We start from the raw sequence: 15,054 nt of genomic DNA on the forward strand, positions 1-15,054 counted from the left end.
GCCAGTTTAAGTAATGTAACGCTTATATCTGGCGTTTTATAAAAAATTGAGTCAGGATAGATTTAAGGGAATATCTATATTTTTTCAGAGTAAAAATTGAGGATACGATAGGTGACAACAGGTGGTTGTCAGTCTGTATTACCCGTAAGACCAAACCCATTCCCAGCTTAGGTTAGGGTGACTAGGCTGAGGTGATGATGATCGGCAAGGTGATAAACCATTGGAGCAATCGATGAGTGGAAATAAATCAAGGTATGAACTGCACTTTCATGGTTTAGTGCAAGATGCGGTGACGGTTGAACCCAGTCAAGCGAAACGAATTTATCAGCAAACGTTGACTCAACCGACTTCGATCTATGAGTTACCGCTGCCATTGGCTGATTTTATCGGTCGCCAAGGGGAGCTCGAAGGTATAACTAGGGTACTAAGACAGGCAACATCGGGTCAAAAATTCCAGGCGGCGATCGCACTCGTTACGGGTGTCGCTGGTGTGGGCAAATCTGCTTTAGCTGTGCAAGCGGCTTATCAGTTACAACCGGAGTTTCCCGATGCTCAGCTTTATGTCAATCTGCGCGGGAGTGAGGGGCAACCTCTCGACGCTTTAGACGTACTCGCCGGGTTTGTGCGGGTTTTGGGTGTGGAGGATCGGTCAATCCCTCAAAGTCTGAGTGAGCGTTCTCAACTGTATGATTCCCTAATGGCAGGGAAACGGGTATTAATTATCCTTGACAACGCCCGCGACGAGTTTCAAATTCGTCCTTTGCTGCCGCAATGTTCCACTTGTGCAGTGTTAATTACGACTCGCCGCCAGATTAATGGGTTAGAAGAGGCGACAATTGTGGAGTTGCCTGTGATGAGTGAACCCGAAGCGCGATCGCTTCTGGAAAATTTCATTGGTGCACAGGTGATGGCGGCTGAACCAGACGCGACTCAACAGATTCTGGCTCAGTGCGATTATCTACCGTTGGCAGTGCGGATTACAGGGGGTTTCTTGCGCCAATTCCCTAACTCGCAATTGGCTGATTATGCAAGCAAGCTTGAGCATGAACGACAGCGGCTGGCACAGATGCACCTGAATGATTTGTCGATGCGCCCTAGCCTTATCCTCAGTTATCAGTCACTGGATGAAGCATCGGCTCGTTTGTTCCGCTTATTGGGACTTTTAGTGGGTGTCAATTTTACAGCGGAAGTGGCGGTAAGGTTGTTAGAGGTGGAATCTGCGATCGCGCAAAAATCCTTTGATACTTTGGTAGCATGGCAGCTTTTGACCCCAGAAAGTCCAGGGCGTTACCGTTTCCATGATGTGGTGCGTCGGTTTGCCCGAGGGCAATTGGCGCAGCAGGAACCCGCCGATGTCAGACAAGCGGCTCGATTGCGGCTGAGTCGCTGGTATCTGGAGAGGGCTGAGATTTTTGATTTGGCGATTAATCCAGAGACTCGTCGCCAGTTTGTTCAATCTTTGGTTAAGGGTAAAGAGCAAGCCCCTACCGAGCGTCATTGGCTTTTGGCGGCTTTATACTGGTTTGAAATCGAGCGACCGAATATAGTAGCCTCGGTTGAGTGGGCGCATCAAGCTGAGGCTTGGGATGTGGTTGTGTCGCTGGCTCAGAATTTGGTTAACTTTTTTAACACCCATGGGTATTGGGGGGACTGGGAACGAACCCATGGATTGGCTTTGGAAGCCAGCCGCGAATTAGGCGATCGCGACAAAGAGGCGCAGACGCTGATTAATTTGGGGAATGTGTATTCTTTAGCCAGTCAATGGGAGAAGGCAAACCAATGTTATCAGCAGAGTCTGGGCATTTTCAACGAGTTGAGCGATCGCCCTGGGGCGGCGAAGACGTTGAGTAACCTGGGTAATGTGTACTTTCAGCAGCAGCAGCACCAGAACGCAAGGGATTGCTATCAGCAGAGTCTGTCCATGTTCCAGGAATTAGGCGATCGCTACCGAGAAGGTCAGACGTTAGCCAATATGGGTATTTTCTATGCTCAAGATCATCAACCAGCACAAGCTATTCTGTTGTGGCAAGACTCGCTGACTAAACTCCACCCAAACTTGCCCAAGTTTCAACGAGTCGCTGAATGGTTACAGTCGCTCAAAGGACAAAGCGTTGAAACCTCGTCTCCCCCTCAAACCCTGGGGCTGAAGCGTCTCATTCTTTATTGGGGAGGCGCATTTTTCCTCATAATTAGTTTGATTGTGTCCATGATTATTCTGACTGGGTGAAATATCCGAGTGATTTGCTGATTTCCATAGTTACACAAGTTCAAGGATTAACGTTATAAAACTATACAAAAATGGAATCATAAAATTGCTAGATGTTCCGGATTTTAGGGCAAATTATGGAAAAATATTGAAGAACATTAACCTTATCATTTATTTTTCAGTGAGGTTGGGATTATTGCTTATAATTATTCCGAGACAATTAAAACCAATCCCTGACTCTATTGAAAACTTAATGGTTTTCTTATAAAACAAGCAGACAATAGTCGGAAAAAATTGCTAAAACTATAGAAGACTCTACTTGGTGGTTTCATCTAAAATCCAGACCAGAGAAAAATATGAGCCTGAATCCTTGTGAATTTTTGCCCAAAATGCCAGATCTGATTAGTTTCAATGAGACAGATAAATTCCTGTTAAAATTTCTGACTGATTGGGGAAAATAAATTGCACTAGAGGTAGCAGAACAGTTCTACGACTCCTTAAGCAGCTATAGCTGAAATAATGGTCTATTTCTGTATGAGTTGTTCGACAAAAATAAAAGTTAGCTAGTTAATTTTGGGTATAGCAAAATTTTGGATTTTTATGGTGTGCTGTAGATAGCTGACCCGCTTAACTGATCTGACATTCATAAATTTAGGTGAAATACTGCGGAGAAAAATATAATGGAAACAATACGTCTTGTCGTCACAGGAACAGTGGGTGCTGGTAAGTCAACCTTCGTGCGGACATTTAGCCAAACAACAGTAATTGATACGGAACGCAATGCGACTGATAGCACTTCATTAATGAAGAAACGAACAACCGTTGCTTTTGATTTCGGTACGCGCACTTTAGGTCGAAATATGGAGCTACAAATCTATGGGACTCCTGGTCAATCTCGCTTTGATTTTATGTGGGACTTATTGATTCGTCGCGCTCATGCCTATATTTTACTAGTAGCAGCCAATCGTTCCAGCTCTTTTAATGATGCTCGCGAAATTCTCTCGTTTATGAACAGCAGAGTCAAAATCCCGATGATTATTGGTTTGACTTGTATGGATTTACCGGGGGCATTAGGGCAGGAGCATATTGCCTTTGCTCTCGGCTTTATGAACGACAAAAGCAGACCCCCGATGGTCGCTATAAATCCCAATGAAAAAACGTCAGTTTTTGAAGCCATAATGGTGTTAATGGCTCACCAGTTGTTGCAAAGTAGTAAGGGCAAAGAAAAAGCCAGCCTGGAAAATGTCGCAGCCACTCGTCAAGCTGAACCACTCAAGTCGAGAACGAACTATCAGTGGCCCAAGCAACAGTTTTCATCAGGACTATAAGATTTGACGCCTAGGGTTTCGTGCATCGTTAATAGTACTCCTTCTCCTCTAAGCCAGCTACATCGTTTATGGACTTTGAACCATCAATGACGAAGAAGGTACAAAATAGGAGCATGGAGCGTGAAGGCAGATAACTCTCAAGTAGGTTGGGTTCCGAAGCAAGTGAAACCCAACCGGCTTTCCCAAGGGAGTTGGGTTACTCTTCAAGAAGGTTAAGCCTACCTACCTCAACCCAACGGACAGACATGCTCCCGCATAAAACGGCTATTCCTACTACCCCAGCCAAGGAGGTGGAAGGCATAGCCGCTTTTTGATGACTTCCCAGGGAGTTGGACTAAGGTATGATGAAGAGTAGACTTGTGTCAATAAATTTTGGGGATTATGACGGGGCGCATCTTACCAGAGGGCGAACAGTTCAATTTATCAGGGGAGGACATTTCTGAGACCGACTTGAGTGTTCAGTCGGCTCAAGAAGTTATTTATCAATTTCTGATCAAAATTGTTCATCACAATCCCCCAGAAACTGTATTACAAGAGTTCCGCAAATTATTTCTGGAAAATCAGAGTGAGCCTCATCTGACAGCAGCACTTAAACAAATTATTGAGAGCAAAAATGATCAAGAGTTTAGAAATACCTTAAAACGTTCTTGTTATATTCTAATTAATAATTGGTCATCAAAGCGAAGTTATGAGTTCATTGAAAATCTAATTCAATTAGTTGGCGAGCTTCCGGTTAAGCCGATCAATCTCTCCCCTTATCTGAGTCGGTTAAAAGGATATATCGCTAATTTTGTTGATAGCCACGATTATCAAGAACTAAAGTTATTTTCTGCTCCCTATATTGCTGAGGCACAAGAAAAAAGGCACTGGAGTCATCGATATACGTCTTATTTATTAGTTCCTCAATATCTTGACTCCCGCAATCCAATTGAACAGCGAGAAACCGCCAAAAATCTGTCTAGGCGGCTGAGAAAAGATTTTAAATTCGAGCTAGCAATGTATACAGCTCGTTGTGATTCTTCTCATTTCAATTCTGAAAAAAAAATTACAAATCCGACTCGTTTAGGTGAGCACGTTATTCAACTCATTAAAAAACTTAGCTCTCGGCAGATATTAGTCAATTGCCGGAGTTATGCTAATTATTTGAATCAACAGGCTCAAACTCAAAGCTACCAAGAATTTAAAGGGGAATTTAAACAATATTTATTATTCTTAGTTAATGTCAAAGCTTATTCAGAAATACTCGATAAATATTTATTTTCTAAATTAGATAGTCTTTATGAAAATCATCATACCAAACCACTGAGTTTTGAATTGCTCCTGCGAACATGTCGGCGAATTATTGAGTTACTGACGACTGAAGATGGTCAAGAACCTTCAATCCTATTTATTTTACTCACTAATCGGGGCAACCCTTTAACCATAGTCGTGATCCTGCTCAAAATTATCCTAATTTGTAAATATGCTCAGACCCATCTTGATGTTTGTATTGCCCAATTAATTCGATATTACGAAAACTCTGCCGAAAAAGATTGTCAGTGGCTAATTAATTTTCTGGAAGTTTTCAATATTGTTTTTGCTATTTGTACCGAAGACATTCAATATAACATTGTTAAACTCAATGCTAATGACGATGAGCAAGATGCTTATGTGTTGGATCTTGATGACTATCGCCTCTTTTCTCAGTTGAAAGGAACAGATCTGCGGAGTGCTGATTTGAGAGGGACAGATATCCGGTATATGGATCTCAGAGCAGCAGATTTACGGGAGGTAGATCTGGCGGGGGCTGATTTGAGCAAAGCCGACTTGAGTCTTGCCAAACTCAATCAGACAAACTTAAGCGGTGCCATGCTGGAGCGCACGGAGTTAAGCGGTGCCATACTTCAGAATGCCAATTTGAGCGGTGCGAATCTCAGTCAAGCTAATCTACGTTGTGCCGACCTGCAAAAAGCAAATTTATGCCGTGCCATATTAAAAAGTGCTAAACTGCGCCGTGCTAATCTCCAGCAAGTCGATCTTAGCAGTGCTGATTTAAGTAATGCTAGTTTGAATTCCTCGAATCTAGTGAATGCTAATCTTCGCTATGCTAATCTGAGCAATGCCGATCTCAGTAAAGCTCATCTCAATGGTGTGGATCTCAGAAATGCCAATCTTAGAGGCGCTCAACTCAATTGGACTCAGCTACACCACGCTGACTTAAGCGGTGCTAACTTAGATCGAGCTGACCTGAGTTATGCCAGTTTGTGTCACGCAAATCTTCAGAAAACGGACTTAACCCGCACAGATTTGAGCAATAGTAATCTCAGTAGAAGTGATATGAGGCAAGCTTTGCTACGTCACGTTAATCTAACTGGGGCAAATCTCAGCCATGCCAATCTTAGGGGTGCCAACCTGTTCAATGCGAATCTCACTGGTGTGAAGGTTAAGGGGACTCGATTTGGAAATAATTCTGGACTCTCTGATCCAATGAAGCAAGAACTTAAACAACAAGGAGCAATTATTGGGTGAATAAGTCAAAAGCTTACCCTTGAGCGCTCAAACAATTACGATATAAGACTTTAGCCTGGGTGGAGTACATCTGTATGGGGGTAACTTCAGCTTAATGGGCTTGAGCCATCCAGACAAGATTACCAAGAATATCCTCAACTGGCGGCAAGGGATAGACTGCCAAATCGATGAATAGAGTCATACCTTCCAGCTTGAGAAATTGCCACTGATTGCCATTGCTGATACTGCCGTAAATCGTCGAAATAGGTTGTCCTTGTCCCTCATTGAAGCGTTGAGCCGCAACCATTTCGGCAATACACTGCCCAAAGCCCAATTTGAGGTCAGTCTTTTTAGCTTCCACAACAATCACCGCTGGTGCTTCAATCTCTAAGACTTCTTTTGAACGAGTCAACAGGAAATCGCACAAGCCATTAAGACCGACCGACTCGTCAACATTAAATTCCTCACCGGAGAAGACACTCACTTGGCGATTAAGAGCTTTCCTGACATCGATTAATACTGGATAGATAATACCCTCCGAACGGGCTTTTTCACTACCAGAAGTAGCCACAATCGGTAACGTTTCCTGTAAGTAATCTGAGAGAGTTGGCGAAGGGGCAACTGGAGAAATTTCAGGCAAAAAGCGACTGCCTTCAATGACAGTCAGTTGGAAAGCAGCTTTAGCTTGAGCGATAGTTTTGAATTGACTATAGGGCATATATAAGTGGGTGGACACAATTAAAGTTAACGGTTGAGATTAGGGAACTCTTAACGGGGAACAGGGAACAGTAAGGGTTTGAGGGTAATTTACAAAACTAAATACAGTACCGTTTTCTTTTGTCCGACTACTTAGCGTTTCTCAAATGGATAAGGTACAGGGGTGAGGGCGCAAGCCTTCATGGGTGTCAACTTAAGCTCAAAATGCGGTATAGATTGACTGTTATGACGACCACTTTCATTTTACAGCGCGATGGCGTGTAAGTGAGGTACACAAGACTTATCCCCGACTTTTTCAAGAAGTCGGGGATCTTGCTTAGAAGACTGTACCTCATCAACCACCAAATCTGCTGTATATCCCCCTCAATCCCCATTCCCCATTCCCCATTCCCCCAGATGCTACTAATTTTGGGTAGAATATATATTTTCGATAAGGAATATTTCCGGAAAAGGTTAAGCTATAGGTAGTAAGGGCAGATAATTACCAGGATTAGTTAACTCAGGTTTTGTCTATTATGGAGGGGCGCATCATACCAGATAATCAGCCATTCGATTCTTTAGCTGATGTAGAATCACAGCAGCAACGGATTCAGCAAGCTCAGGAGGTTATTTATCAATTCTTGCTCGATCGAGTGGAGAGTTCTCCTCCAGAAACCGTTTTGCATGAATTTAAGCAGTTATTTTTCTCCGGTGAGTGTCAACCCAATCCAGACGTCGCTGGCTCAATTTATGAGCTACTTGAGCAAAAGGATGAGCAAGAATTTAGAAATACGCTTAAGCGGTCTTGCTATATCTTGATTAACAATTGGTCAGCCAGTCGGCGGTCAGACTCTATAGAGGAGTTGATTCAAACCCTTGCCGATGCTCACCCACTCAAATCTACTGTAGCTCCAAACCTGAATCGTCTGAGAACATGGATTGCCAATTTCATTGAGAGTCCAGACTATCAAGAACTTAAAGTCTTTACCTTAAGCCATACAGAGCGTCGAGGGTGGAGTCATCGTTATGCCTATTACTTAATATTGCCGCAATATTTAGATTCTCAAAATCCAGTTGAGCAGCGGGAGTTAGCGAAAAAAACGGCAAAACGTTTGAAAGAGAAGTTCAAGTTTGAACTGGCAATGTATACAGTACATTGTGATTCGCCAACGTTTAGAAAGAAACCGCCAGCTAATCCAACTCGACTGGGCAATGGAATTATTCGTCTACTCAAGCAACTCATTTCGCGCAAGTTTCTTAATAATTATTCCTATGCGGCTGATTTGTTTGTTCAGCAGAGTAAAACGCTCAATTATTGGGACTGTAAGCAAAAATTTCTTAACTATTTACTGTCTTCAACGAGTCCTCAGCAGTCCATTGATTTTTTCAAAAGGACGCTGACCGAAAAACTAGAGACGCTCTATGAGTCGTATCACGAGGAAACGACGACCATGGATTTATTGCTGCGGACTTGTCGGCGTACCTTAGAATTTTTAACCACAGAAAATGGACAGGAACCCTCCCCGCTCTTTATTGCCCTAACCAGCCAAGGCAGTCCCCTGACGATTGTCATTCTCTTGCTCAAAGTTATTTTACTGTGTAATTATGTCCGCACTCATTTAGATAATTGCATTGCTAGTCTGATTCGTTATTACGAAGGATATCCAGAAGCAGAATGTCGGTGGTTTATCAACTTTTTGGATATTTTTAATGTTGTCTTTGCTATTTATACTGAGAATATGCAATTTGATGTCGTCAAAATTAAGGAGGGCGAATCAGAGGTTTCTGAGTTGGGAGCTTACCGTATTTTTTGCCAATTGAAAGGCGCTGATCTACGCGGGAGTGATCTCAAGGGGGCTGACATTCGCAGTAGTGATTTAAGTGCTGCCGATTTGCGGGAAGCGAATCTCAGCAGTGCTGATCTGAGTGAGGCGAATTTGAGTCTGGCTAAACTCAGTAGCGCTAATTTAAGTAGTGCCATCCTTATGGGAGCTGATTTAACAGCAACAGATTTGAATAGTGCTAATCTCAATGGTGCAAACCTTAATCAGGCTAATTTGAGTCGCTCCAATTTGCAAAAAGTTAATCTACGTCGTGCCACTTTGGTCGGGGCGAAATTACGACATACCAATCTTGAACACGCGAATCTCAGCCATGGGAATCTTAATCAGGCGATTCTGTGTGGTTCCAATCTTAAGAGTGCGGATTTACGACAAACCAGCCTCCAGGAAGGGGATTTAAGTGAGGTTGACTTGAGTGAGGCGAATCTGAGTCAGGCTAATTTAACAGGTGCAAACTTACAGCGCAGCCAATTGGATCGAGCGAATCTCAAGGGGGTAACTTTAGAACAGGCGAATTTGAGCGGAGCCAGTCTAATCAGAGCCGATTTGAGCCAAGCTAATCTCAACAATGCTCAACTGAATCAAGCGATGTTAAGGGGAGCAACTTTAAAGGAGGTGCGATTGCGTCATGCTATCCTTACTCATGCCAATTTAGAAGGGGCAAATCTGAGTCATGCTGATTTTAGTCGTGCTGATTTAAGTCATGTAAATCTCAGGGGAGCCGATTTGAGTCATACGTTTCTGCGTCATGTCAACTTGGCGAATGCGGATTTGAGACAAGCCAATCTCACGGGCGCGAATCTTTTCAATGCTAATCTAAGTGGTGTGAAGGTTGAGGGAGCAATATTTAAGCAAAATGCTGGACTGTCTCAAGCCCAGCAGGGAGAATTAGAACAGCTTGGCGCTACTGTTGAGTTCAGTAAACTCACACCCCGCGATCGCAACCCCTGGAAAAATCCCCTTCCTCCACATTCACATTCCCTATTACCTCACCAATTTGAGAATTAGTGATTCGTCATTTGTCATTGTTTCCCATTCCCTGTTTCCTCATAATTGGTTGAGTATTTCATTGCTAGAGGTTTTACTGGTTCGTTCGGGATTGGGTTGTAAGGTTTCGGGTAATGATTGAACAGATCCCCACTGGCTAATAAAATTTTGCAGTAGTGCTTCTTGTTGGGCGCGAAATCCTTCAAGGTTGTAACCCATATTCATCGTAGAGAACCAGATAATTTCCTGCTGCTGCGTGGGTAAAGCTCCCCCTAAAGCGCTGACACTATTTAAACTTCCGGATTTAACAATGGCGAATGGGGGAAGAGGACGTTCGTTTAAAATGCCTTCATCTTGTCCGACAATCGCCAATATATCGCCAAGGCTCATGTTATAGGGTTGAAGGTATCGAGCAATGGCTAGAAATAAACCGGAAGCCGCACGGGGAGAAATTTTATTTTGATCGCTTAATCCAGAACCGTTGACTAAGGTAATTTCCGCTTGAGGAACGCCTGCGGCGGCGGCGGCTTTTTGAGCGACAACATTAGCCCCTCCCACAGAGTTGGCGATCATTTCTGCCATTTTATTATTGCTATATTGATTCATTTTTTTGAGCAGTTCAGCCAGGGGAAAGGACGAGTGACGGATCAGGGGTTGGACATTACTGGGAGGGGTGGGGGAAACTTGTACTGAACCCGCGATCGCAACTTGAGGTTTAGGAGTATCTGGGGGTAGGGTTTGATACTGGGTTTGGGCTTCAGGAGTCCAGAGTTGAGCATTTAACCCTTGTTTGAGCAGTGTCCCTGATTTAAGTGGGTCAAACTCAAAGTTCATGTAAAATTTGCCTGTGATGATTAAATTACCCGCCACCTGCTGGATACCCATCTGATTCAAGAGATTTCCCAACGCGATCGCTTCTTCCCAAACAAAGAATGGATCTTCTCCGCCTGCGATAACTAAGTCTCCCTGGAGGACACCGTTTTCCACCGCCCCTGTTGCGCCAATCAGGGTGATGAACTGGTGATCAGGACCAAAGGTTTGCAAAGCAGCGAGGGAGGTGGCGACTTTGGTGATAGAAGCCGCAGGTAAGGGGACTGTACCTTGATAATTCGCTAGAAGAGTATTCCCCGCTTGTATCCAGATCCCATGATTTTCCTTGGCAAATCCTTTGGCGGCTAAACTATTCATGTATTGCTCAATTTGCCCTTGGATCGCCGGATCGGGATTATCCGGGGAAGCGAGTGAGGGAATAGCTGGTTTTTGCGCCAATTCTGCTTCTGCTGGACTTTCAGCTACTGAAACACTATCGATTTCGTTGACGGAGGGTTGGGAGAGATTAGATTGAGGGGAACAGCCGGCGGTAAAGGTTACGAGAGTCAGGGATAGTACAGTCGTCAAGGGAAGGGGTTTGAGCATTTTATATAAAAAAATTAGGAGTTCTCGATTATAGTTTCCTAATTTAGCCTGTACTACACCTATGGACAAGATTTGTCTATATAACCATCAGCACTCATCCACCCGACTTTCGTCAGACAACCCATGACAAATGACAAATGACTCTTCAAGCAATTTGACTTTTTGCTAAAAAACTAAACTTTTTTCGTGGTTTTGCTCCCAGCGTTGAATAGCCTGGAGAACCTCTCGTAATAAATAGCCAGAACCACAGGCGACATAATCAACAATATATTCAGATTCCAGACTAAGAGACTCCAGAGAAGTGCCGCGAAAATCAACCAGATAACCGCCGGCTGATTTTAAAATTGGATAGGCGAGTAAATTATAATTTCCTGAAGCATGACGACATTCGACCAGAAAATCAGCAGCGCCTCGGGCGATTTCACAAAACTCCATGGCTGAGTTATCGATCGAGCGAATATCCCTACAGTATAACCACAAGGGGAAACTACCGCTCAATTCTTCTTTAGCACGATGATAGCCTGGATGTAAGTATGCGATCGCGTCGTTTAGGGAAACTTGAGAGTGACAGTAAATTTTACTATAGTCTTGAGTGTGGGCGCTTCTGAAATAGGCAGTGTTCTGGGTTCCATAGTAGCAGTCTCCGGTACGTAATCCTTGTACATACGCAAAGTCTAGATCCCCTAAGGTTACGTCGGATGATTTTGCCGCGATCGCAATAACGAAAGACGGATCGCCCACTTGACGTAGCCAGTTTGATGCTCCATCAATCGGATCGACAAATATAGAGTAGCCAGCGTGAGGGTTTCGCTTAGGGTGTTCTCCGGCGAGATAAAGGTTGATGGGATAGTCTGCTAAACAAGAACGGATAATTTCACCAGCTTGGCGATTAATTTCATGTTTGGCTTTGCTATCTATTATTGACTGATTTTGGTAGGGGAGTTTGTCTAAAAAAGTCGCTAAATTTTTGGCAATTTCTGAACATAAGGGTAAATAATCCATAATTCCAGAACTCCTCTGGGGAGATTTACACCCTTAATGTTTCCCGGTAATACGCCATATTACCTCCACATACGGGCATAAATTCAGTAAAAATGTACTACAGGCAACTGATCAACTTAGTCTGACTGGGAACAGTTGGCAGATTAAATAGGCGCTCTAGTTCTTGGATAGGTTGACGACAAGTCGGATCGAGGTTGGGCATTTCCTGCCTACAGTGCGAGCAGAACCAGTAGAGACGATGGTGGCTAATGTGCCGTAGTAAGGGATGGGAGCAGCAGGGACAGGTATTCATGAATCTTGTCAGATTTTTTTTGATGTTTTTTTATGTATAAATATTATTTTTACCTAAAAATCTTTACTAAATCTTGATCAATATCTCTGACAACTTGTGATAATAAAGCCAAAAAAATGTGATTTATTTTACGTAAATTGAGTGATCACTATCATAGTGAAGCAACAGAGGGATTCCATTGTTCCCTACACCCTACACCCTGGGTACTATAGCGTAGGGTTCATGAAGGAGCTTGTCACTCCCGGCATCCAGCGACTTGGTATCATCGATCAGGTCACAAGCGATCGCGAATTATGTCTACCCAAAACTCTACCCCTCTCACCATCTCAGACGCTCAAGCACTCCTCAACCCCTTCAATTGCATCTCCGTTCAACCTGTGGTTTCAGATTCCGAAAAAGAGAAACTGCGGCAAGCCTTAGCGTTACTTGCCGAGCATTCAGATTATCAAATCTTTGGTATTTGTGCGGATACAGCGGCTCAGGGTTTATCGGCGCTCAAAGCCTATACTCAAGCTTTAGGATATCAACCGAATCTTGACCTGACTCCGATTGAGGGAGCGGTTTATATCAAATATAACGGCAATTCAGGATTGTGTTACATCGATTCCTATACGGGTGAGCATCGCGGTGTTTTAGTATCCTGCCAATCTTCCTTTGAAGGGGGTATTAATGAAATGTATGGTCATCTACCCCTCGATTTATTTGAATCGTCAGATTAATCCTTTATTTGTATTAACCTTGTAGAGACGTTGCCGGCAACGTCTCTACAGTTCTCAGCGAGGCAATTGGTACTTAAAGTCGCGTTTTCCTTGGTAGTTGGTTAAATCTGCCAGTTCTTCCAAACTCTGAACCCCAGGGTACAACTGACCATTGATTTCCCAAGTCGGATATCCTTGTATTCCCGCTGCTTGGCAAACTTGAGGCTGAGGATTTTCACCAGCCGGATGGCACTCGATATAATCGATTTGGCTAAAGGCTTCCTTGCCAAACAACTGCTTTTGCTCAAAGCAATGGGGACAAGTATAGGCACCATATTCTTTAGCACCCACGGCTGTCAGATGACGAGCCAGTTCTATTTCCGCTTCGCCAGAGGTTGTGGTTACTTTCCAGCCGTAAGGAGCTTGAGGCGCACCCGATACCGTGGGAATTACGCCACCGTCTGCACCAGCAGCCGTTGTCGATTGGCTACTCATGCCATAAACGCCCAAGGTGCCAATCAACGCTACCATACCGACAACAATGCCAGTGAAAAACAGTTGTCCCACATCTTCCCACTCACGCCCAATTATCGTCAGCACGAATAAGGCGATTGAGCAGAAGGCGGATACGAGGCAATAGATACAAAACGCCTTAATTACAAAGGACATGAGATAGACGAGGTAGCCGCTGAAAACAACCATTGCGGTTGAGCCAGCAAACATCAGCAGCCAACTCCAATCGTCTACTTGTCGGCGAAAATCTTTGTTATCCGATGATTTAACAAGTTGGGGCGCAAAGGCAAATACCGCGATCGCAGTATAGGCTAAAAAGCCAAATAAGCTCAGCGGTATGCCCAAAAGCCAAGCATAACTACTACTTAAGACAGCTTGACAGTTGATTACATCGCCTGTGGGACATACGGCTTCTTTAAATACCCCTGTTTCCACTAGGGTGAGATAAGCAGTATCTAAAGCACCAAGAATCGCGATCGCACCAATGATTGGGCGGGACTGGCGATGAATCCAGGGAGCAGAACGTCGGCGTCTCATAATTTGTCAATCAACACTAGGAATTTCAAAAGTAAGCCAGACAATTACGACTCACTCCTACTATGAATGTAACTTGACCGAAGACATGGGTTGCGGTGATGCTGTAGGGTTCACACTACGTCGTGCCGCTTCCACAAATTGACTGACGCGAATCGGGTCAATGGGTTGCTCAATACGCCCCCGTCGCTTCAGGGAACTGGAGACAATCACACCGTCTGCGGCTTGCATTAAGGTGGGAATATTTTCCCAGTTGGCGCCACTACCGATAAAAACAGGAGTTCCATTGGCGGCGGCTGAGGCTAATTCTAAGTCTTCTAGACTCGGAGGACTACCTGTTGCCCATCCGGAGAGGATGACGCCATCGGCTAAACCCCGTTCAATGGTTTCTTGTACGGCTGTGGTCAAATTCGGTGATCCCAAGGGGCGTCCATGCTTAACCAAGACATCGGCTAAAATTTTCACATCACTACCGAGTTCCCGGCGATACCGCAACAGTTCATAAGCTTGTCCTTCGATCAATCCTTGATCCGTTGCCATGACGCCGGTGAGAACATTGACCCGGATAAACTGGGCGCGGACACAACTGGCGATCGCGATCGCGCTTTTGGCATCATTGCGTAAAACGTTGATCCCCAGCGGTAAGGTTACTAAATTCATCAGCCGTCCGACAATTAAGGTCATCGCACTGACGACGGCGGGATCAACCTGGTTTTTCGTGAAGGGAGCATCAAAAAAGTTCTCCACGATCACACCATCGACTCCCCCTGATGCCAGCGCTGTCGCCTCTTGTTCGGCTCGATCAATCACCGCTTTTAAACTCCCCCCCCAACGGGGAGAAGTCGGCAAGGGCAACAGATGCACAACGCCAATAATTGGATTGGGTGTCTTGAAAATTTGTTGTAAGTTCACGTATCTACCTGAAAACCGTTCACAAGAATTTGACCAAAAATAATGGGATTTAAGCCCCGTCCTAGAAGGATGGCTTTTGTCCTATAATTGTAGTGGTTGAAACCCCCACCTAAGTTTGCTGTCGATATACCACCGATAAAGG

The 15,054-nt window shown here is 44.3% G+C and carries 11 protein-coding genes; 5 read left to right on the forward strand and 6 right to left on the reverse strand.

Annotated features, from left to right (window positions below; all coding sequences use genetic code 11):
• The first annotated feature begins 232 nt into the window (after positions 1-232).
• From ACLGGO_RS10350 to ACLGGO_RS10360, 3 genes are all read left to right on the forward strand, one after another.
• Positions 233-2,227 carry a tetratricopeptide repeat protein gene (locus ACLGGO_RS10350; RefSeq protein WP_446419247.1) on the forward strand — a complete coding sequence of 665 codons (1,995 nt, stop codon included), beginning with the start codon at positions 233-235 and terminating at the stop codon, positions 2,225-2,227.
• Positions 2,228-2,886: 659 nt separating this feature from the next.
• Positions 2,887-3,534, forward strand: coding sequence for a GTP-binding protein (locus tag ACLGGO_RS10355; protein ID WP_446338397.1), 648 nt, complete (start codon positions 2,887-2,889; stop codon positions 3,532-3,534).
• 381 nt (positions 3,535-3,915) lie between these two features.
• Positions 3,916-6,042, forward strand: coding sequence for a pentapeptide repeat-containing protein (locus ACLGGO_RS10360; protein ID WP_446419248.1), 2,127 nt, complete (start codon positions 3,916-3,918; stop codon positions 6,040-6,042).
• A 91-nt stretch (positions 6,043-6,133) separates the two neighbouring features.
• On the opposite strand, the gene ACLGGO_RS10365 is transcribed toward ACLGGO_RS10360, so the two are convergent.
• Positions 6,134-6,739 (reverse strand): hypothetical protein, encoded by a 606-nt coding sequence (locus ACLGGO_RS10365; protein ID WP_446338440.1) that lies wholly within the window; start codon positions 6,737-6,739, stop codon positions 6,134-6,136.
• 514 nt (positions 6,740-7,253) lie between these two features.
• On the opposite strand from ACLGGO_RS10365, the gene ACLGGO_RS10370 reads away from it, so the two are divergent.
• Positions 7,254-9,566 carry a pentapeptide repeat-containing protein gene (locus ACLGGO_RS10370; RefSeq protein WP_446419258.1) on the forward strand — a complete coding sequence of 771 codons (2,313 nt, stop codon included), beginning with the start codon at positions 7,254-7,256 and terminating at the stop codon, positions 9,564-9,566.
• Positions 9,567-9,605: 39 nt separating this feature from the next.
• Here ACLGGO_RS10370 and ACLGGO_RS10375 read toward each other — a convergent pair whose 3' ends face one another.
• The 3 genes from ACLGGO_RS10375 to ACLGGO_RS10385 all read right to left on the reverse strand — a co-directional run bounded on the left by ACLGGO_RS10375 (position 9,606) and on the right by ACLGGO_RS10385 (position 12,255).
• Entirely contained in the window at positions 9,606-10,961 is a 1,356-nt protein-coding gene (locus tag ACLGGO_RS10375; RefSeq protein ID WP_446419249.1) for a D-alanyl-D-alanine carboxypeptidase, read from the reverse strand.
• A gap of 165 nt (positions 10,962-11,126) precedes the next feature.
• Positions 11,127-11,963, reverse strand: coding sequence for an inositol monophosphatase family protein (locus tag ACLGGO_RS10380; protein WP_446419250.1), 837 nt, complete (start codon positions 11,961-11,963; stop codon positions 11,127-11,129).
• A gap of 97 nt (positions 11,964-12,060) precedes the next feature.
• Positions 12,061-12,255 carry a hypothetical protein gene (locus tag ACLGGO_RS10385; protein WP_446419251.1) on the reverse strand — a complete coding sequence of 65 codons (195 nt, stop codon included), beginning with the start codon at positions 12,253-12,255 and terminating at the stop codon, positions 12,061-12,063.
• A 293-nt stretch (positions 12,256-12,548) separates the two neighbouring features.
• On the opposite strand from ACLGGO_RS10385, the gene ACLGGO_RS10390 reads away from it, so the two are divergent.
• A complete protein-coding gene (locus tag ACLGGO_RS10390) occupies positions 12,549-12,974 on the forward strand; it encodes a DUF1824 family protein (RefSeq protein ID WP_446338393.1) in 426 nt (141 codons plus the stop codon).
• 54 nt (positions 12,975-13,028) lie between these two features.
• On the opposite strand, the gene ACLGGO_RS10395 is transcribed toward ACLGGO_RS10390, so the two are convergent.
• A complete protein-coding gene (locus ACLGGO_RS10395; RefSeq protein WP_446338392.1) occupies positions 13,029-14,003 on the reverse strand; it encodes a vitamin K epoxide reductase family protein in 975 nt (324 codons plus the stop codon).
• A gap of 60 nt (positions 14,004-14,063) precedes the next feature.
• Positions 14,064-14,912 (reverse strand): photosystem I biogenesis protein BtpA, encoded by an 849-nt coding sequence (gene btpA / locus ACLGGO_RS10400; protein WP_446338391.1) that lies wholly within the window; start codon positions 14,910-14,912, stop codon positions 14,064-14,066.
• Positions 14,913-15,054: the final 142 nt, after the last annotated feature.

Source organism: Coleofasciculus sp. (assembly GCF_046565525.1).
Classification (GTDB): domain Bacteria; phylum Cyanobacteriota; class Cyanobacteriia; order Cyanobacteriales; family Coleofasciculaceae; genus Coleofasciculus.

Excerpts from the sequence above, each read along its gene's own strand:
- ACLGGO_RS10390 (WP_446338393.1), top strand. The coding sequence starts at position 12,549 with ATGTCTACCCAAAACTCTACCCCTCTCACCATCTCAGACGCTCAAGCA.
- ACLGGO_RS10375 (WP_446419249.1), bottom strand. The coding sequence starts at position 10,961 with ATGCTCAAACCCCTTCCCTTGACGACTGTACTATCCCTGACTCTCGTA.
- ACLGGO_RS10365 (WP_446338440.1), bottom strand. The coding sequence starts at position 6,739 with ATGCCCTATAGTCAATTCAAAACTATCGCTCAAGCTAAAGCTGCTTTC.
- ACLGGO_RS10370 (WP_446419258.1), top strand. The coding sequence starts at position 7,254 with ATGGAGGGGCGCATCATACCAGATAATCAGCCATTCGATTCTTTAGCT.
- ACLGGO_RS10350 (WP_446419247.1), top strand. The coding sequence starts at position 233 with ATGAGTGGAAATAAATCAAGGTATGAACTGCACTTTCATGGTTTAGTG.
- ACLGGO_RS10360 (WP_446419248.1), top strand. The coding sequence starts at position 3,916 with ATGACGGGGCGCATCTTACCAGAGGGCGAACAGTTCAATTTATCAGGG.
- ACLGGO_RS10395 (WP_446338392.1), bottom strand. The coding sequence starts at position 14,003 with ATGAGACGCCGACGTTCTGCTCCCTGGATTCATCGCCAGTCCCGCCCA.
- ACLGGO_RS10385 (WP_446419251.1), bottom strand. The coding sequence starts at position 12,255 with ATGAATACCTGTCCCTGCTGCTCCCATCCCTTACTACGGCACATTAGC.
- ACLGGO_RS10355 (WP_446338397.1), top strand. The coding sequence starts at position 2,887 with ATGGAAACAATACGTCTTGTCGTCACAGGAACAGTGGGTGCTGGTAAG.
- ACLGGO_RS10380 (WP_446419250.1), bottom strand. The coding sequence starts at position 11,963 with ATGGATTATTTACCCTTATGTTCAGAAATTGCCAAAAATTTAGCGACT.